The 18,211-nt window shown below is 70.4% G+C and carries 18 protein-coding genes; 8 read left to right on the top strand and 10 right to left on the bottom strand.

Annotated features, from left to right (window positions below; all coding sequences use genetic code 11):
* Positions 1-75 precede the first annotated feature (75 nt).
* The 4 genes from KBX71_RS34210 to KBX71_RS03580 form a co-directional block, all read right to left on the bottom strand.
* Positions 76-207: a hypothetical protein gene (locus KBX71_RS34210; RefSeq protein WP_256441944.1), complete on the bottom strand. Its 132-nt coding sequence runs from the start codon at positions 205-207 to the stop codon at positions 76-78.
* Between the two features lie 128 nt (positions 208-335).
* A complete protein-coding gene (locus tag KBX71_RS03590; RefSeq protein ID WP_210816502.1) occupies positions 336-3,203 on the bottom strand; it encodes an FAD-binding and (Fe-S)-binding domain-containing protein in 2,868 nt (955 codons plus the stop codon).
* 25 nt (positions 3,204-3,228) lie between these two features.
* The gene (locus KBX71_RS03585) at positions 3,229-4,413 is read right to left on the bottom strand and encodes an anhydro-N-acetylmuramic acid kinase (protein WP_210816501.1); all 1,185 of its coding nucleotides are present in this window, start codon (positions 4,411-4,413) and stop codon (positions 3,229-3,231) included.
* Between the two features lie 11 nt (positions 4,414-4,424).
* Complete coding sequence (locus KBX71_RS03580; protein WP_210816500.1) at positions 4,425-5,984, bottom strand: sodium:solute symporter; 1,560 nt, start codon at positions 5,982-5,984, stop codon at positions 4,425-4,427.
* Between the two features lie 254 nt (positions 5,985-6,238).
* On the opposite strand from KBX71_RS03580, the gene murQ reads away from it, so the two are divergent.
* Positions 6,239-7,132: an N-acetylmuramic acid 6-phosphate etherase gene (gene murQ, locus KBX71_RS03575; protein ID WP_210816499.1), complete on the top strand. Its 894-nt coding sequence runs from the start codon at positions 6,239-6,241 to the stop codon at positions 7,130-7,132.
* 100 nt (positions 7,133-7,232) lie between these two features.
* Here the strand turns inward: murQ and KBX71_RS03570 are convergent, their stop codons facing one another.
* The 4 genes from KBX71_RS03570 to KBX71_RS03555 all read right to left on the bottom strand — a co-directional run bounded on the left by KBX71_RS03570 (position 7,233) and on the right by KBX71_RS03555 (position 10,500).
* Entirely contained in the window at positions 7,233-7,517 is a 285-nt protein-coding gene (locus KBX71_RS03570; protein WP_210816498.1) for a hypothetical protein, read from the bottom strand.
* 46 nt (positions 7,518-7,563) lie between these two features.
* A complete protein-coding gene (locus tag KBX71_RS03565; protein WP_210816497.1) occupies positions 7,564-8,295 on the bottom strand; it encodes a hypothetical protein in 732 nt (243 codons plus the stop codon).
* A 227-nt stretch (positions 8,296-8,522) separates the two neighbouring features.
* A complete protein-coding gene (locus KBX71_RS03560; RefSeq protein WP_210816496.1) occupies positions 8,523-9,761 on the bottom strand; it encodes an MFS transporter in 1,239 nt (412 codons plus the stop codon).
* Positions 9,762-9,834: 73 nt separating this feature from the next.
* The gene (locus tag KBX71_RS03555; protein ID WP_210816495.1) at positions 9,835-10,500 is read right to left on the bottom strand and encodes a DNA alkylation repair protein; all 666 of its coding nucleotides are present in this window, start codon (positions 10,498-10,500) and stop codon (positions 9,835-9,837) included.
* 109 nt (positions 10,501-10,609) lie between these two features.
* Here KBX71_RS03555 and KBX71_RS03550 point away from each other — a divergent pair, with 109 nt between their 5' ends.
* A complete protein-coding gene (locus tag KBX71_RS03550; protein ID WP_210816494.1) occupies positions 10,610-11,323 on the top strand; it encodes an alpha/beta fold hydrolase in 714 nt (237 codons plus the stop codon).
* A 64-nt stretch (positions 11,324-11,387) separates the two neighbouring features.
* Here the strand turns inward: KBX71_RS03550 and KBX71_RS03545 are convergent, their stop codons facing one another.
* Entirely contained in the window at positions 11,388-13,151 is a 1,764-nt protein-coding gene (locus KBX71_RS03545; protein WP_210816493.1) for an alpha/beta hydrolase-fold protein, read from the bottom strand.
* Between the two features lie 347 nt (positions 13,152-13,498).
* On the opposite strand from KBX71_RS03545, the gene KBX71_RS03540 reads away from it, so the two are divergent.
* The 3 genes from KBX71_RS03540 (at position 13,499) to wrbA (ending at position 15,093) form a co-directional block, all read left to right on the top strand.
* Positions 13,499-13,891, top strand: coding sequence for a nuclear transport factor 2 family protein (locus KBX71_RS03540; RefSeq protein WP_210816492.1), 393 nt, complete (start codon positions 13,499-13,501; stop codon positions 13,889-13,891).
* Positions 13,892-13,947: 56 nt separating this feature from the next.
* On the top strand, positions 13,948-14,280 hold the full coding sequence (locus tag KBX71_RS03535) for a carboxymuconolactone decarboxylase family protein (protein ID WP_210816491.1): 333 nt from the start codon (positions 13,948-13,950) through the stop codon (positions 14,278-14,280).
* A gap of 204 nt (positions 14,281-14,484) precedes the next feature.
* Positions 14,485-15,093 (top strand): NAD(P)H:quinone oxidoreductase, encoded by a 609-nt coding sequence (gene wrbA, locus KBX71_RS03530; protein WP_374102571.1) that lies wholly within the window; start codon positions 14,485-14,487, stop codon positions 15,091-15,093.
* A 94-nt stretch (positions 15,094-15,187) separates the two neighbouring features.
* Here wrbA and KBX71_RS03525 read toward each other — a convergent pair whose 3' ends face one another.
* Positions 15,188-15,790, bottom strand: a complete 603-nt coding sequence (locus KBX71_RS03525) for a bifunctional 2-polyprenyl-6-hydroxyphenol methylase/3-demethylubiquinol 3-O-methyltransferase UbiG (protein WP_210816489.1) — start codon at positions 15,788-15,790, stop codon at positions 15,188-15,190.
* A 53-nt stretch (positions 15,791-15,843) separates the two neighbouring features.
* Between KBX71_RS03525 and KBX71_RS03520 the strand changes: the two genes are divergently transcribed.
* The 3 genes from KBX71_RS03520 (at position 15,844) to KBX71_RS03510 (ending at position 18,119) form a co-directional block, all read left to right on the top strand.
* On the top strand, positions 15,844-16,623 hold the full coding sequence (locus tag KBX71_RS03520) for a hypothetical protein (RefSeq protein WP_124819311.1): 780 nt from the start codon (positions 15,844-15,846) through the stop codon (positions 16,621-16,623).
* A 76-nt stretch (positions 16,624-16,699) separates the two neighbouring features.
* Positions 16,700-17,536: an alpha/beta fold hydrolase gene (locus KBX71_RS03515; protein WP_210816488.1), complete on the top strand. Its 837-nt coding sequence runs from the start codon at positions 16,700-16,702 to the stop codon at positions 17,534-17,536.
* Complete coding sequence (locus tag KBX71_RS03510) at positions 17,529-18,119, top strand: TetR/AcrR family transcriptional regulator (protein ID WP_210816487.1); 591 nt, start codon at positions 17,529-17,531, stop codon at positions 18,117-18,119. The genes KBX71_RS03515 and KBX71_RS03510 overlap by 8 nt, the downstream gene beginning before the upstream one ends.
* Positions 18,120-18,211 lie beyond the last annotated feature (92 nt).

Below are 18,211 nucleotides of genomic sequence, written 5' to 3'. Positions count from 1 at the left end.
GCGGCAAGGGCCTGTGCGTGAAGAACAACGCCGCGTCGGTCTGGAACCGCACCAGCAAGAGCGTGCGGGTCTACTTCACAGCAACTTCGCCGGTGCGAGCCAGGTCTTCGCGGCCGGGGCGATGGCAAACCTCAACGCCACGCTGAAGAACAACAACGCCTCGCACGAGTTGGTGAGCGGGCCGACGGGTTGTACCACAGACGGCACCAACAGCAAGCTGCCGAGCACCATCCTCGTCTACCGGGTCAGTCTCGGGCGTGTCGACCGGGTCGACTTCAAGACGTACGTCAAGAACGTCCTCCCGAACGAGTGGGTGACCATGGGTACGGCACCGGCTACGCGGGCGGCACGATCGTCTCGACGAGCACCTCGAGCACATGCCGGTACGGCTGGCCGGTGGCCCGGCTCATGCCCATCTCGCAGGTGCGGTTGCAGGAGGCGTACGCGTCGTGGTCGCGCTGATTGATCTCGGCGGCCTGCACGGCGGTGGCGCCGGCCGTGACCTCGGGGTGCAGCAGCCCCCGGTCGCCGGCGAAGGCGCAGCACCCCCAGCTGTCCGGCACGGTGACGGTGTCGGCGACCGCCTGGGCCACCGTGCGCAGGTCGTCGATGCCGCCCAGGTGCACTGTGGAGCAGGTGGGGTGCAGGGCCAGCGAGCCCAGTCGCCGGGGCTGCGGCAGCGCCGACAGGAGGTGCTCGGCGGTGAAGGTCACGCTGTCGACGAAGCGCAACGCGGCGTACCGTGCCCGGTCCTCCTCGGCCAGCGCGGCGGTGAGCTGCGTCAGCCCGTGCGTGCACGACGACGCGTCGCAAACGACGGGCAGGCGACCCTCGTCGCTGGCGGACCAGAGCGCGGCCAGGGTCCGCTCGGCCATCTCGCGGTGGCCGGCGGGGTAGCCCTTGGACTGCCACGGCGTTCCGCAGCACAGCCCCGCCGTGCCGGTCGGTACGACGAGCGGCACCCCCGCCAGTTCGCAGAGGCGCAGGAACGCCGCCGCCGAACCGCCGGACGAGCCGTCCTCGGGTGCGAAGAGGCTGCCGACGCAGGCCGCGAAGAACACCGCCTGGGCGTCCGGCGTGTTGCGGGGTGCCGGGCGGGGCGCGCCGGCGCGCGGCATGTCGTCGCTCCACGCTGGCACGAGTTCGGTGGCGCCGAGCCCACGGATCATCCCGGTGGCGGCTCGGGTCACCGGCGTCGGTACGGCGTGCGCGGCGGTCAGCCCCACCCGGACGCCCGTCACGGCGGCCTGCCAGTGCCGCGCGGCGGTGCGGGCGGTGCGCTGGGCGCGAGGGGAGTGCCGCTCGGCGCGTAGTCGCTTCATCGCCGCCCCGGTGTCGATGCCGACCGGGCAGGCGGTGACGCAGAGGCTGTCCGCGGCGCAGCTGTCCACCGCGGCGTACGCGTAGTCGGCGGTCAGCTCCCGGCGGCGCTCCTCGTCGCCGGCGGCGGTGGCGAGGGCGATCTGCCGTTGCAGGACGATGCGCTGGCGGGGGGTGGTGGTGACGTCGGCGGTGGGGCAGACCGGCTCGCAGTAGCCACACTCGACGCAGGCGTCCAACTCGGGGTCGACAGTCGGAACGGCCTTGAGCTGCCGCAGGTGCACTGTCGGGTCGTCGTTGAGCAGCACACCGGGGTTGAGCAGGCCGCTCGGGTCGCACAACCGCTTGAGTTCGCGCATCACGTCGTACAACTCGTCGCCGTACTGCCGGCGGACGAAGGGCGCCATGGCCCGGCCGGTGCCGTGCTCCGCCTTGAGTGTTCCCCCTTCCGCCAGCACCAGGTCGACCATGTCGTCGGTGAACCGGGCGTAGCGGTCGATCTCGGCCGGGGTGTCGAAGGACTGGGTCAGCATGAAGTGCAGGTTGCCGTCGCGGGCGTGTCCGAAGATCACCGCGTCCGGGTAGCCATGCCTGTCGAACAGGCGGATCAGCCCGTCGCACGTGCCGGTCAGGCGTGGCATCGGCACCGCGACGTCCTCCAGCAGGGCCGTGGTGCCGGGCGGGCGGGCCCCGGCGACGGCGGTGTAGAGGCCCTTGCGCAGGTGCCAGAGGTTGGCCCGTTCGCGCGGGTCGCGGGTCAGCTCGGTGCCGGTGACGGCCGGCAGCCGGTCCAGCACCGGCCGGGCGTCGGCAAGCGTCGCGGCGAGCCGCTCCGCGCTGTCCTCGCCGAACTCCACAAGCAGCGCGGCGTGGCCGGTGACGGTCAGCCCGCGCAGGGCCGGGCTGGCGCCCGGGTCACGCTGGCTGACCCGCAGCGCGGCGGCGTCGAGCAGTTCGGCGGTACGGGCGCCGGCGGCGAGCAGGGCCGGCAGCGCGTCGGTGGCGTCGGTGAGACCGGGCAGGATCAGCAGGCCGGTGGCGGCGTGGTCGTGGATCTCGACGGTACGGAAGACGGCCTCGGCCACGAAGCCGAGCGTGCCCTCGCTGCCGATCATCAGGTGGGCGAGCATCTCGACCGGGGTGCTGTGGTCGAGCAGTGAGTTCAGCCCGTACCCCATGGTGTTCTTCATCGCGAACAGCCGCTCGATGGTGGCGCGTGACCCCGGCGCCGAGCGCACCCGGTCGCGAAGCCGCAGCAGCCCGGCGTGCAGCTCGGGCTCGTCGGCCCGCAGCCGGTCGTCGGCGTCGCGGGCGCCGGAGTCGACGACGGTGCCGGACGGCAGCACGAAGCGCAGCGACTCCATGGTGCGGTACGCGTTGTCGGTGGTGCCGCAGGTCATCCCGCTGGAGTTGTTGGCCACCATGCCACCGACCGTGCAGGCGGCCTCGCTGGCCGGGTCCGGGCCGAGCCGGCGTCGGTAGCGGGCCAGCCGAGCGTTGGCCTGCCGGATCGTCAGGCCCGGCTGGAGCCGGATGCGCCGGCCGTCGTCGAGGACCTCGGCGTGCCGCCAGTCGGTGCGGACGTCGACAAGCACTCCCGCGCCGCCGGCCTGCCCGGCGAGGCTGGTGCCGCCGCCGCGCAGGGTCAGCGGCACGCCGGCCTCCCGGGCGCTGGCCATCAACGCCCCCACCTCGGCCGCCGAGGCGGCGCGAACCACTGCCTGCGGCTCGAACAGGTACGGCGAGGCGTCGTGTGCCGCCGCCAGCCTCCGGGGCAGCTCGGCGCTGGCCCGGCTCGGATCATCGAGGCGCGAGCGCAGCAGCGCGGCGACCTCGCGGGCGCGAGCGCCGGCCGCGGTCGGTGTGGGTACGACTGTGCTCATGGGCGGATCCTCCTGGGAGGGGTGATCAGTCGGCCACCGGGGACGCGACGACCAGCAACCGGGCAGGAGCGGTGCTGACCGGGGCGGGCAGCCGCAGCGGCTGCCGACCGGGGGTGATGCTGCCGAGCACGGAGGCGTGCCGGGCGCCGGTGCCCGACGGCAGTGCGCCGGGCAGCCCGTGCACGGTCAGGTAACCCAGCAGCGCGAAGGCCAGCGCCTCCTTGGCGTCCGACGCGACGCCCAGATCATCGCTGGACGACAGGTGGACGCCGGGCAGATCGTCGGCGATCATGCGCATCAGCGTCGGGTTGTGCGCCCCGCCGCCGGAGACGACGAGCCGGGTGACGCCGTGGTCGCGGCAGGCCCCGGCCACCGTGGCCGCCGTCAGCCGGGTGAGCGTGGCCAACACGTCCTGCGGGTCCGGTGTGGGCGCGTCGGCGAGAGCGGCGAGCAGGTAGGGAAGATGGAACAGCTCCTTCCCGGTGCTCTTCGGGCCGGGCAGCCGGTAGTACGGCTCGTCGAGCAGCCGCCGCAGCAGGTCGGGGTTCACCTGCCCGGCGGCCGCCCCGCGCCCGTCCCGGTCGTACTCCTCGGTGCCCCCGCTGAAGTGGCGCGCGGCGACGTCGAGGAGCGCGTTGGCCGGGCCGGTGTCGAACGCGAGCGGGTCGGCGTCCGGCGCGACGACTGTGATGTTGGCGATGCCGCCCAGGTTCAGGGCGGCCGGGACGCCGGGTAGGCCACCCAGCAGCAGTGCGTCGAAGAGGGCGACCAGGGGAGCGCCCTGACCGCCGGCGGCGACGTCGCGGCTGCGCAGGTCGGACACGACCGGAAGGCTGGTGGCCTCCGCTATCCAGGCGGGCTGGCCCAGCTGGAGAGTGCCCCGAACCGTGCCAGCCTCGACCCAGTGGTGCATGGTCTGCCCGTGCGAGACGACCAGGTCGGCGTTGCCGTCGCACAGCTGGGCGAGGGCCCGCACGCCGGCCTCGGCGAAGGCCCGGCCGATGCCGGTGTCCAGCACGCAGATCGCCTCGGTGGTGGTCGGCGCGGGCGGCAGGGCGGCGGCGATCTGCGTGCGCAGCTCGTCGGAGTACGGGTGGCTGAGCCGCCCCAGCGGTCGCAGCCGCACTGTGTCGCCGCTCAGGTCGAGTTCGGCGGCGGCGGCTTCGATGCCGTCGTAGGAGGTTCCGGACATCAGGCCGATCACGCGCATCAGGTCCTCCTTCAGGCCCGGCCGGCGGGCGCCGCCGCGTCGTCGACCTCGTCGGTGCGTCCATGGTCGTACGGCGTTTCCGGGGCCGGGTGGAACCGGCTGGACACCGCGCCGACGACCAGGGTGATCAGGACGCCGATCGGGACCAGCCACTGCGCGGCGATGGCGGTGGCGGTGGTGGTCCCGGCCGTCGTCACGTCGATCTTGACGTACCGGACGATGTAGGTCATCACCGCCACGGTGACGAGGAAGGCGATCACCGCGTCGACCTGGTTGGCCCGCTTGACGAGACGGCCGAGCAGGAAGGCCCCGAGCAGCGCCCCGTAGGTGTAGCCGGCAATGGTCAAACCGGTCAGGTAGACGTTTCCGGTGCTGGAGCTGAACGCGCAGGCGAAGATCGCCATCAGCACCGCCCAGACCAGGGTCATCACCCGGGCGAGCCGGAGCATCGCGTCGTCGGACGGGACCTTGCGGAAGAAGCTGTGGATGAAGTCGGCGACCGTGGAGTTCGACATCGAGTTCAGCGCCGAGGACAACGAACCCATCGCGGCGCCGAGGATGCCGGCCACCAGCAGACCCGAGATGCCCACCGGCAGGGCGTGCAGGATGAAGCTCGGGTAGAGGTTGTCGCTACTGGCCAGGCCGAGTTCCTTGAAGGTCTGACCCTTGTTGTACGACCACAGCAGCGCGCCGACCAGGGAGAACGCCGCGAACTGGATCACCACGAAGATGCCCGAGGAGATCATCGCCTTCTGCCCCTCGCGCAGCGTGCGGGTGGACAGGATGCGCTGGACGATCAGCTGGTCCGACCCGTGGCTGGCCATCGCGAAGATCGCGCCACCGATGATCGCTGTCGGCAGGGCGAACGGGCTGGTGAGGACGTGCGCGAGCGCGAAGTTGGTGTCGAAGAGCTGGAACTTGCCGGCGTCGAGCGCCTGCGAGTAGCCGTCGAAGCCGACGGCGTGGCTGAGCACCGCGATCGCCAGGATCGCCCCGCCCAGGTACAGCCCCATCTGGATGGCGTCGGTCCAGATGACCGCCTTGATGCCACCGAGGTAGGTGTAGACCACAGTGATGAGCGTCAGAACGACGATGATGGCCTGGTAGCCGACATTCAGCCCGAACTCGTCGAGGAGAAGCTTGATGGGGATGGCCGAGGCGAACAGCCGTACGCCCTCGGCGAGCAGGCGGGTGAAGACGAACGTCACCGACGCCAAACCCTGCAGTTTCAGGCCAAACCGCTCACCGAGGTACTGGTAGGCGCTGACGAACCCACCCCGCTTGTAGAGCGGGATGAGCACCGCGGCCACGACGACCCGACCGATGACGTAGCCCAGGGCCAGCTCGACGTTTCCGAAGCCCTGACCGCTGTAGGCGCCGCCGGGCACGCTGATCACGGTCAGGACGCTGGTTTCGGTGGCCACCACCGAGAACGAGACGGTCCACCAGGGCAGTCGCCCCTCGCCCACGAAGTAGTCCTTCGCGGACTTCTGTTTACCGGACAGGCGTAGTCCGACGAAGGCGATCACCACGAGGTACAGCACGATCACGACGAGGTCGAGTTGACGCACGGCTCGCTCCCTACCAGGGGTTGTCAATAAGTGACGTTAGCCGAGAGTAACGCGAAACTTTTTGCCACCGCCCCTCCGGGCTGGTTACGCTGTGGTTTCAGCCTGCTGATACGGGGACTGTTCGCAGCTACGCCTCGGCCTGGCTGCGGCAGCGGGCCGCGAGTACGCGCTCGACGGCGAGCCGCCGCCGGGCGACCGGAGCATCTCTCCCCGCTGGCCGGCGACTGCACACCAGCGAGAGGAACGAGCACCCCGTGGACCTCAGCACCCTCGGCACCGAGACCCGCAACGACAAGACCAGCGAGCTCGACCGGATGTCTCCCACCGAGTTGCTTCTCGCGATGAACGACGAGGACCAGACAGTCGCCGCCGCCGTCCGCCGGGCCGTGCCGGACATCGCCGCCGCCGTCGACGTCGTCGTGGCGTCGCTCCGCCAGGGCGGACGGCTGATCTACCTGGGCGCCGGCACCAGCGGCCGGATCGGCATGCTCGACGCCGTCGAGATCCCACCCACCTTCGGTACGACGCCCGACCGGGTCGTCGGTCTGCTCGCCGGCGGGGCGCGAGCCTTCGGCGTTGCCGTCGAGGGTGCGGAGGACGACCCGACCCGCGCCGTCGCCGACCTCGACGAGGTCGGTCTGACCGCCCGCGACACGGTGGTCGGGCTCGCCGCCAGCGGCCGTACCCCGTACGTGGTCGGTGGGTTGGATCACGCCCGCGCGCGCGGCGCGGCGACCGTCTCCGTGGCCTGCAACACCAACGCGGTGACCAGCCGGCACGCCGACGTCGCCATCGAGGTGCCCACCGGCCCCGAGGTGCTCACCGGCTCCACCCGGCTCAAGGCCGGCACCGCCGAGAAGCTGGTCTGCAACATGCTCTCCACCGCCGCGATGGCCCGGCTCGGCAAGGTCTACGGCAACCTGATGGTGGACATGAACGCCACAAACGAGAAGCTCGTCGACCGGGCGCGTCGGATCGTCGCCGAGGCCGCCGACACCGATCTCGACACGGCCGCGCGGGCTCTCGCGGCCGCCCACGGGCACGCCAAGACGGCCATCGTGCTGCTCCTGGCGAACTGCACCGCCGAGGAGGCCGCGGCCCGGCTGCGCGCCGCCGACGACGACGTCCGGGCGGCCGTCGCGGCCTGACCCACCATGGCGGCCCTCGGCCGGATGATCTTCCGCCTGGCCACGGTGGAACCAGATCGACGAAGCGCCCCGTCCGTTGCGGACGGGGCGCTTCGTGGTGTCAGTCGAGCTGCGTGTCCGGAACCTTTCGGTCCTCGTCCGCGTCGCCGTCGGGGGAGCTGGCCAGCTCGATCCGGGGGGACCGATCCGGCGGGAGGTGTGCGAAGTCGGCGATGACGACGACATCCACCTCTCCGTCGATCATCGTCTGCTCGACGGTCTCCCATGGTGCCCGCATGATTCCGGAGAATCGGTAGGAGTGTTCGCGAAGGTGGCTGAGGCACCTCGCGACGGCGGGCTCCGAGGGCTCGATGTAGGCGGGAATCCAGATAACTGCGAGTTCCATGAACCTCTCCTGATCAACGTCGTGGACGCGAGTGGGTGATCAGGAGTCATTGGGGCGGGGGAGGACCCCGCTCGACGGGACGGCTGGTTGCGCGCCTGTCGACGGCGGTGACGGTGAGCCCTGGCCGCAGCAACGTGGTGGGCGGCGGCGCTTCGGCCGTTGACGTCTGTGGATCAGCTCCGCCGGCGCCGACGCCGGTCGGTGCGGACGCAAGTGCCAGCACGAACGCCGGTGGCCCCGGTGCGGGACGGGCGGGCGGCTTGGGCCGCTGTCCGGTGACGGCGGTCATCGTCGCCCGCGCCTGATCCGACGCCCGGCTGCCGGACGTGCCGTGGGTGCCGCTCCTGGACACTGTCGCCGACACGGGCGCCGACGGTGCCAGCGATGGCCGCGAGGCGACCCCCCGCCCGTCCGGGGATGCCGACGCGGTTGGTGCCGGTGTGGCATGCGACGACGACGGGGTGCCGGCCGGCCGACGTGGCCGGGCGGTGGAGGGCTTGGCCGACGGCGTCGGCAGCGGAACGGCCGACGGCAGGGGGTCCGTCGACGGTAGGGGCAGCGGGTCCGCCGACGGCAGGGGCACGGGCAGGGAGACGACAGCGGTCGGCAGGGGCAGGGGGACGGTCAGCTGCACATCGACCACGTCGGCCACCGAAACCTTGATGGACTCCGGCGAGGCGGCGACCTCCACCAGTGGGAGACGCGACGGTGACGGCGTGTCGGCGTGGGCGGGGTTGGCACCCAGGGCCGCGCCGAGCGCCACCGCGCCGAGCGCCACCGGGGGGAGGCTGTGCCTCAGCCGCATCAGAGGGAGGCCGCCGGCAGCGCGGACGCCAGGCCTGCCCGGTCCGACTCACCGGTGCGGTGCCGCCGGCCGAGCTGTTGCCCCTCGCACCCTGCCGTTCCCTCCATGTGCGACTTCTTGCCCCGCGAAACCGCGGGCTACACCTTCTGTCGATGTCTCGGTTGAGCGATGTGGACCGACCACAAGCGCGACTGGCCGGTCTACACCCGCGCCTCGGCGGGTCTCAGCGGGGCGTCGAGCGGCAGGTCACGCATCCGGCGGATCGGCGTCGACAGGTAGATGATCGGGGACAGCACGGTGAGCGCCCCGAAGATCAGCAGGGTGGTGCGGGCACCGAGTGGCCCGGCCAGGATCCCGGCAAGCAGGCCGCCGACCGGGATGGCGCCCCAAGAGACGAACTTGACAGTGGCGATAACCCGGGACAGCAGTTCCGGTGGGCTGGCGAGCATCCGGTACGTGCGGGTGGTCACGCTGAGCACCACAGTGGAGCCGGCGAAGATGAGGTTTCCGACGGTGAAGGCCAGGAACGCGGCGATGCCGGTTCCCAGCGGGATGACGAGCGCGCCGGCCACACCGACGAAGGCCGCGATGATCAGGCCGCGCGCGGTGCCGAACCGATCGGTGAACCGGGTCGTCAACGCCGCGCCCATGAGCGTGCCGAGGCCGTCGGTGGCAATCAGCAGCCCAACCATGAACGGCGATGCGTGCAGCTCGCGCACCAGGTAGAACGGGAACAGGGCGAGCATTGCGCCGTTGACGAAATTCGTCGCGGTGGCGTCCCACATGGCCGGCCTGATGATCGGGTGTCGGAGCACGAAGTGCCAGCCCTCACGGATCATCGTGACCATCGGTGGCCGCTCGGCCGGTCGCTGCACCCGCCGGGCCGGAAGGGTCCGCAGCAACACGGCGGAGATCAGGTAGCTGACCGCGTCCACGAACAGCGTCGGCACCGCACCCAGCACCTGCACCGCGAAACCACCCAGGGAGGGCCCGCCCAGCGCGGTGGCGGCATGTGTGCCGGAGGTAAGGCTGTTGCGGGCCTGCAACTGCGCGGCTGGCACGATCTCCGGCAGGAACGTCTGGTTCGCCACGTCGAACAGCACATTGGCGAAGCTCACCACCAGGGCGACCGCGATCAACTGGGCCACCGTCAGCATGTCGAACCACCAGGCCAGCGGGACCGACGCGATGACGAGGGCCCGGACCAGATCCAGGGTGACCTGCATGCCGCGCAGCGGCAGGCGCTGCACGATCACGCCCGCCGGCAGGCTGATCAGAAGGTACGCCAGATAGCCCGCCGCCGTGACCAGACCCATCTCGAAGGCCGACGCGTGGAGCACTGTCAGCGCGGTCAGCGGTAGGGCCAGCGCGCCGACCGCCGAGCCGAGGTGGCTGGTCGTGCCGGCGACCCACCACCGCCAGAATGTAGTAAGTCCCATAATGGAACTCACTATAGGGGCGTGTGGCAGACGGCGTCGACCCGCCGAACGGGATGGACCAAGAACCCGCTACCTATCCCGCTCGGCGCACCATTTCGCCGATCCAGGTGGGCGCGAACGGAGACGTGCAGCCGGGGGAGGTGGGGTAGTCCTTGAGCACCTCGAGGCGTTCGCCGATGTCGATCGCCCGTTCGCGGTGCTCGGCGTGCTCGATGCCGATCTGCGCCAGGCAGTGGTTCATCGCCCACTGCAGGCGATCCGGCGCGTCCTTCATCTCGGCCCCGATCACATCGAGCAGCCCCGGGAGGTCGAGACCCTCGGGCCTCTTCGTCACGCGTTCGGTGGTCAGGGCCCAGCCGGCACTCGCGACCACGGGATCCGGGTCGGCGAACCAGGCCAGCCGCAACTCTTCGGAGTGCGGGCTCTTCTTCACCACGTAGTTCACGAGCCAGTCGTGCACCTTCGGGGTGCGCGCCTCGCGCACCATGACGTCCAACTCGTCCCGCTCGAACGCCCTGGGACGGCAGATGAGGATTGCCAGCAGCCGCGCCGAGGCATCGCCCGTCGCCCAGAGCTGGCGCGCGAGGTCCTGCTGTGTCTTCAGCCGCTTCGCGAGCGCCCGAAGCGCGCCGAGGTGCACGCCATGATCGTCTCCGTGTCTGGCGTTCACCTCCCGTGCCTTCGGGTCGTCCAGCGCGGCCAGTTCGGTCATCACCTCGGCCAGCGTCGTCGTAGCCATCGCAACCTCCTGCTCATCGGGTCGGACGTTTCACACTCGCGTAACGGGTATCCAGGCGTACCAGTGCGACCGGCGGTGAACAGCTTCACGGAGTGAGGGGGCACCTGTCATGCCTGATCCACAGCCCACCATCGTGCTCGTGCACGGCGCGTTCGCCGAGTCGGCGAGCTGGAACGGTGTGCTCGAGCGGCTGGGCGCCGCGTACGACTCGGTGGCCGTCGCGAACCCGCTGCGGAGCCTCGCCGGCGACGCCGCGTACGTGCGGGATGTGGTCCGCGGGATCGGCGGTCCTGTCGTCCTCGTCGGCCACTCGTACGGCGGCATGGTGATCACGCAGGCCGCCGCCGGCGACACTTCGGTGCGGGCCCTCGTGTACGTGAACGCCTTCGCCCCGGACACGGGCGAGTCGGCGATGACGCTGTCCGCGAAGTTCCCCGGCAGCACCCTCGCCGACACGCTTGTGCAGTACCCGGTGTCGACCGGTGGGAACGAGGTGGCGATCGGCCAGGACCAGTACCACGCGCAGTTCTGCGCGGACGTGTCTGGGAACCTGGCCGCGCTGATGGCCCGGACCCAGCGGCCGATCACCGAACAGGGCCTGGCGGACAAGCTCACCGGCGACCCCGCCTGGCGATCGCTGGCCAGTTGGTTCGTGTTCGGGGACGCTGACAAGAACATCCCTCCCGACGCGCACCGCTTCATGGCCGAGCGGGCCAACCCCCGGGGGCAGCGCGAGCTCGTCGGCGGCTCGCACGCGATGGTGGTGGCCCGGCCGGGCGAGGTCGCCGAGACGATCATCGAGGCGGTCCGGGGCGTGAGCTGACGGTCCGGACGGACAGCTGGCGGTGGGCCGACGACGAGAGGTCGCCGGCCCACCTGCCTGTCGCCTACCGAACCCGTAGCTGCTGGTGGACCGCTGCGGAGGGAGCGTGGACCCTGTCACCCGAGTAGGCGACGTGCACTGGGTACACCCCTGCGGGCAGCCCGCCGGTCGGCAGTTCGACGACGGCCGAGCCGCCACGGAGCGGAACCACCTGGGTCGTGCCGCCGAAGGTGACGGCGACCTCGCCCGTCACCTTCGGAGCCTTCCGGTGCGCAGACTGTGCCCGTACGTCGACGGTCAGCGTGAACGTGCCACCGCTGACGACCGAGGCGGGCGTGGCCTTCGCCTTCACCGCGACCCGTGCCGGGCCTGGAGGCGTCACTGTGACCTGAGCCGAGCCTGACCTGGCCGGATCGACCACCGACGCCGCCACGACGGTGAGCGACGACGCGGTCTCCGCGGCGGCGACCGAGAGCAGGCCGTCGGCGGAGATGGTGGTGCCCGAAGAGGTTGCTCCCTGGACCGACCACGTCACCGCCGGGCTCACACCCTCGTTGGTCGTGACCTGGGCGGTGAACTGTCTTTCCCAGTTCCAGCCCTTCGTCAGGTTCACCGTCGCTGGCGTCACGGACACGGAGTCGACGCCCGACCAGAGGTGATCCCGGGCGAAGATCGTGAACAGCTGGCCCGCCGTCATTCCGTCGTGCGCGCCCGGAACCTGGGTCGTCGCGGCGGCGTATCCCCGGGCCCGGAAGTTGTCAGCGATGGCGTTCTGGGCGTTGAGGTTGCCCTCGAAGATGCCATTGCCGAGGAAGACGGACAGGTCGTCGTCCCCGACCGCGTTCGCGATGGTGTCGTAGTCCTGGGTGGTGAGCGACGGGTTGCCGGAGAAGTGTCCGTAGAACGCGAACGTGGTCGGGTAGTTCTTGATGACGACGCCGCCCGTCATGCCGCCGTACGAGAAGCCGGCGTAAGCGCGCCCCGCGCGCTCGGTCGAGACGTTGTAGCTGCGCTCGATGAGAGGAAGGATCGTCTGGACCAGGTTGTTGGCCGCGTTGGTCTGGTTGTAGGAGGCGAAGCCGAGGCTGGTACCCGTGAAATGGTTGCCCATGGTGACGACCACAGTGGGCTCGATCTCGCCCTTCGCCGTCATGTTGTCCAGGATGTTCGGGACGTTCGCGGGGATCATGAAGTCGGTCTCGTCGCCGAAGATGCCGTGGGCGAGATACGCGACCTTGTACGGCTCCGCGCGGTTGGCGTCGTAGTTGGCCGGCAGGTAGACGCCGAGGTAGTGGCCGCTGTCGCCCAGGATCGTGGTGTACGGGACGTACCTGACGGTTCCCCGCTTCGCGCGGTCGGCCATCGGCAACTCGTACTCCGCACGCTCCTTCAGCACCGGGTCGTTCTGCTTCTTGGCGTACGGCACGTGCACGGCATCGAGAACGTCGTTGTTCCTGACCCGGAACGAGGACTCGCCCGGGGGCCGAGGGTTCGTCGAGGCGGGGTCCCAGATGCGCTTGTTCTCCCAGCCCTGGGTCGGGTCCCAGACGCGGTACCAGTAGCTGAGACCTCCGGCGTGCAGCGGGAGTGAGACCGACCAGGTTCCCTTCGGGTCCCTGGTCATGTCCCGGAGGAACTCGGTGCCTCCGGCGTGGTAGCGCCCCGGCTGCCACTCTTCCGGCTGATAGCGCGTGGTGCCGGTGTCGACGTCGAGCAGGGTCAGGTCCCCGGCCAGGCGGACCTGGGTGGCGTGCGGATTGCGGTAGGTGAACGTGACTGTGTACCCGGTCGGTGAGTGGCGGTCCGCCTTGACGGTCGCGCCCTGCACGATCGGGGGCCTGCCGGCTGCGGCAGCCGGCGCGGGGACGACAGCCCCCGCACCGAGCGCCGTGAACGCGAGAATCGAGATCGCAAGCCGGAGCCTGCGTCTTCCGGTCGTTTCCCTCATGCGCGAAGACTCCTTAGTGGTGGTAGCTCGTCGCGGGTCTGGTTCGGTGCGGGGGGTTGGGGGCTTCGATGGCGGCTAAATCGAATTAGCACCGGGAGTGTGGCTGGCCACGGCTTTCGATGTCAAGGGTGCCCGGAGCCGAGGCCGGCAAGCGCCGCGCTGGGTGTGCCACCCGCAGCCTGCGGGATTTCCCAGCTGGCCGCCGCTCGGATGGCAAGGTGAGGGCCATGGACAGGAAGCACGTCGAGGAGTGGCTCGCCACCTACGAGCGGCTGTGGCGGACCCCGGGCACTGACGCGCTGGTCACGCTCTTCACCGAGGACGCGAGCTACCAGCAGGGGCCGTACTGGACGCCTGTCGTCGGCCTGCCGGCCATCGCTCGGATGTGGGAGAAGCAGCGCAAGGGTCCCGACGAGGTGTTCCAGTTGACCACGGAGATCGTCGCGGTCGACGGCGACACCGCCGTGTCGCGCCAGGAGGTCCGCTACGGCGACCCGGTCGACCAGGAGTACCGCGACCTGTGGGTCATGCGGTTCGCCGACGACGGACGGTGCCGGTCATTCGAGGAGTGGCCGTTCTGGCCGGGACAGCAGCCGGCCGATTCGCCCGACGGATCGTGACCCGAGGAACCCGCCGACGACTCGCATCGCTCCGGATGACCCACCAAGGAGAACCCATGGCCGAGAAGAAGGAACCATCCAACGCGCAGAAGATGTTCGGCGACTTCGCGCCCACTCTCGTCGACTACACCGACAACGTGTTGTTCGGGCAGATCTGGGAGCGCGCCGAGCTGGCGAAGCGGGACCGAAGCCTGGTCACCGTCGCCGCCCTGGTGAGCAGCGGCAACACCGAACAGCTCGCCTTCCACCTCGCCTTCGCCAAGCGCAACGGCCTCACCGAGGCGGAGCTGATCGAGGTGATCACCCACCTGGCCTTCTACAGCGGCTGGCCCAGGGCGGTGTCCGCGATGACTGTGGCCAAGCAGGTCTTCCCCAACCAGGAGGACTGACCACCGGTCGGTGCACTGCCGAGCGAGCGGCGACGCCCCAGCCAGCGGGGTAGGAGACCTGACCGACCGCAGCCGCGCGCCCGTCTCCTGGTGTGCGCCGTCACGCGGGTGGGCGTGGTCAGGATGTTGGGGTGCCGCGAGGTGGCTGCTACTGTCGAGATTGTTGCGACCGCAAATTTATCAGCGGCAACTACTTTGGGAAGGATGCCTCCGATGACCAAGCTCTCCGTCATCTACTACTCGTCCACCGGAACCCTCCACGCCATGGCCAAGCGCCTCGCCGAGGCTGGCGAGAAGGCCGGCGCCGAGGTGCGGCTGCGTCAGGTTCCGGAGCTCGCCCCGGCGGAGGCCATCGCCTCCAACGCCGCCTGGAGTCAGCACTTCGACGCCACGAAGAGCGAGCCGAAGGCGACCGCCGACGACGTCGTCTGGGCGGACGCTGTGCTGTTCGGCACGCCCACCCGGTACGGCAACGTGGCCAGCCAGCTCAAGCAGTTCATCGACACGCTCGGCCCGCAGTGGGCGCAGGGGCTGCTCGCCGACAAGGTGTACGCCGGCTTCACCGCATCGATGACCGCGCACGGCGGCCAGGAGTCGACCCTTCTGGCGCTCTACAACACCGTCCACCACTTCGGCGGTCTGGTCGTCGCCCCGGGTTACACCGACCCGCTGAAGTTCGCCGACGGCAACCCGTACGGCGTCTCGCACGTGACCGGCGGAGGCAACGACGCCCCGCTGGGTGACGCCCAGTTCGCCGCCCTCGACCACATGGCCGAGCGGGTCGTCAAGATCGCCGGGAAGCTCAGCGCCTGAGCGCGCTGCCGCCGTAGCGGACGCCCGCGTCGACGCGGGTGTTCAGCTGGCCGAGGGCCGGCCTCCCGCCGCGGGAGGCCGGCCCTCGGCGTCCTCACACCGCGATCGCCGCGATGGCGGCAAGTGGCCGATGCTCGTCGGTGCCGGGCCGCCGCAGGCGTTCGACCTCCCGGAAGCCGGCCCGGCCGAGCCGTTCGGAGATCTCGTCGGGCGGCCAGCGGTAGGCGGTCAGGACCTTGTGGTCGAAGGCGCCGACCTCCTCGGCGTCGAAGACGCCCAGGACCAGCCGCCCGGCCGGGACCAGCACTCGCCGGAACTCCTTGAGCATGCCGTCGAGCTCCGGCGGCGGAAGATGGATCAACGAGTACCAGGCCAGGATGCCGTCGATGGAGCCTTCGGCGACGTCGAGGTGTTCCATCGAACCGAGGTGGAACTCGACGCCCGGGTGGGACGCCCGCGCGTGCGCGATGAACTCGGGGACCAGGTCGATCCCCACGGCGTCGACACCCAGCTCACGAAGGTAGCCGGTGAGGTGGCCGGGCCCGCACCCCAGATCGAGCACCCGGCCGGGCCGGCTGCCCAGGTGTCGTCTGATGAGGGCGAGGTCGTCGGTGTCCACCTGCTGGCTCGTGCCGAACAGCTCGATGTAGAGCTTCGCGACGGACGTGTAAGCCTGTCGCACAGTGTCCGTTTCCATCGCGGCACTATATGGGTCATCAGACCTTGCTCGGGCGGCCTACCGTGACGGCCATGACACGTCGAGCCACGCTGGCCGGCATTTCTGCGGGCCTGCTCCTGCTGGGCTGCTCGGTTGGTGCGCCAACGAAGCGCGAACCCAGACCGGAATCTGCCCCGGTGTCGGCCGCCAGCGCCGATGCCACCACGACGGCCGAGGCGGTCGGCCTGCTGCGGGCGGGCACCGCGTTCGTCAATCAGACGAGCTATCGCAGCGACGTCGACATCGCCAGCCAGATCACGACGCTGTCGCACACCGACAGCGTCCACAGGCGTTTGACCGCAAGGGTTTCGGCGCCGGGTGGGGTCATCGAGATCCGGATGATCGATGATGAGGTCTACCTGAAGACCGGGCTGCTGCGCGGCGTCGGCGACGGCTGGATGGTCCTCGACCCGGCCCGGATGCCGTCAGACTTCGCCCTGAGCTTCGCACCGGGCAAGAACGACTCCGGCGGCTCGGCCCGCCTCATCGACGCGATCGTCACCGCACGAGCGGACGGCCAGCAGATCTCCGGGACGATCGACGCGACCCGGATTGTCCCCGGTAACGGGATCAGCTTCCGCCCCGGTCCCGGTGGCGTCTTTCCGGACAGCGCGCGCAGGCACGCCTTCCGCGCATCGCTGGACGCCGAGGGGCGGCTGGTCAGCTTCCTGATGCCGGAGGCCAGCGGGCTGCCGAACGCGTCCCTGCGCTACAGCGACTTCGGTGCGACAGTCACTGTCGCTCGGCCGCCCGGAGCGGTCGCCGCCCCCGACGCCCTCTATCCCCAGCTCGGCCTAGGTGGGGGCAATTAGCGGCGGCGGCGCTTGCCCTTTTCAGGCTAATGCGGTTAGCCTTTAGCTAATTCTGTTAGCCGCACTGGAGGGCGTCATGATCGAAAACCTGGGCATTGCCGGCAACACCATCGCCTACGAGGTCACCGGGCAGGGCCCGCTTGTCGTCCTGGCGCACGGCATGGGCGACAGCCGGCACTCCTACCGGTTCGTCGCTCCGGCCCTGGTAGCGGCCGGATACCGGGTCGCCAACGTCGACATCCGCGGCTGCGGCGACTCCAGCCTCGGCTGGGACGGCTACAGCCGCACCGATATCGCGGGTGACCTCGTCGCCGTCGTGCGCCACCTCGGCGGCCCGGCCGTGATCATCGGCCAGTCGATCAGCGGCGGTGCCGCGACCGTCGCGGCGGCCACCGCACCCGAGCTGATCGCCGGCGTCATCGAGCTGGCGCCGTTCACCCGAGCACAGTCCTTCGACCTGGCTGGGCTGATGCGGGTGAAGCGCTTCCGGGCCGGCTATCTCCAACTGGCGCAGGTGCTCATGCGGGGCAGCCTGGCGAACTGGCGCAAGTACCTCGACGTGGCGATCCCCACCAAGCCCGCCGACTGGGACAGCGAGCTGGCCCGCATCGAGGCCAAGATGAGTGAGCCCGGCCGGATGAAGGTTCTCCAGGCCATGGCCAAGACCAGCCCGGCCGACGCCGGTCGGCAACTGCCCAACGTCACCTGCCCGGTCCTGGTGATCCAGGGCAGCGCCGACCCCGACTGGGCCGACCCGCGGGCCGAGGGCGAACGCGTCATCGCCGACCTGCCGCGAGGGCTCGGCGAGCTGGCTGTCATCGAGGGCGCGGGCCACTACCCGCACGTCCAGACGCCCGACGAGGTCCTCACCCTGGCCCTGCCGTTCCTCGCCCGGACGCTGACCAGTGCCTAAGGCCCGGCTCACCCCGGCATCGGTCACCGAAGCCGCAGCCGCGCTCGTCGACGAGGTCGGCTTCGACAACCTCAGCATGGGCCTGCTCGCCGAACGGCTCGGGATCAAGACCCCCTCGCTCTACAAGCACGTCACCAGCCAGGCCGACCTGGCGCACCGGATCGCCATCCTGGCGATGACCGAGGCCGGCGATGCCATCCGCGACGCCATCCAGGGCCGGTCCGGCAGCGATGCCCTCGCCGCCGGCGCCCGGGCGATGCGAACCTACGTGCGGGAACACCCCGGCCGGTACGCCGCAGCCAACACCGCCCGTCCGACCGGCCCCGACGACCCGTTCGTCCCGGCCAGCGAGCGAGTGCTCGCCTCCTGGGCGGCCATGCTGAGCGGGTACGGGCTGGAACCCGACCAGGAGATCCACGCCATGCGGACGCTGCGCAGCGTTCTGCACGGGTTCGCGACCCTGGAGGCGGCCGGCGGGTTCCAGATCGACGCGTCCGTCGACGAGAGCTTCACCTGGCTGATCAACTTCGTCGACCATGGCCTTCGCGCCGGCGCCATCACGGGCAGCGCCGCCGCCAGCTGACGCCGGGTCGCCTCGCGTACGGGCTGCCTCGGCATGCGGTGCATACCCCTGGCAGGGAGTGGTTGGGGCGGGCCGGGCTCGCAATACTTCGA

It is taken from the genome of Micromonospora sp. D93, assembly GCF_018070365.1.
GTDB classification, from domain to species: domain Bacteria; phylum Actinomycetota; class Actinomycetes; order Mycobacteriales; family Micromonosporaceae; genus Micromonospora; species Micromonospora ureilytica.
The sequence above is the reverse complement of the archived record's forward strand: the minus strand, read 5'-3'. Positions and strand labels throughout refer to the sequence as shown.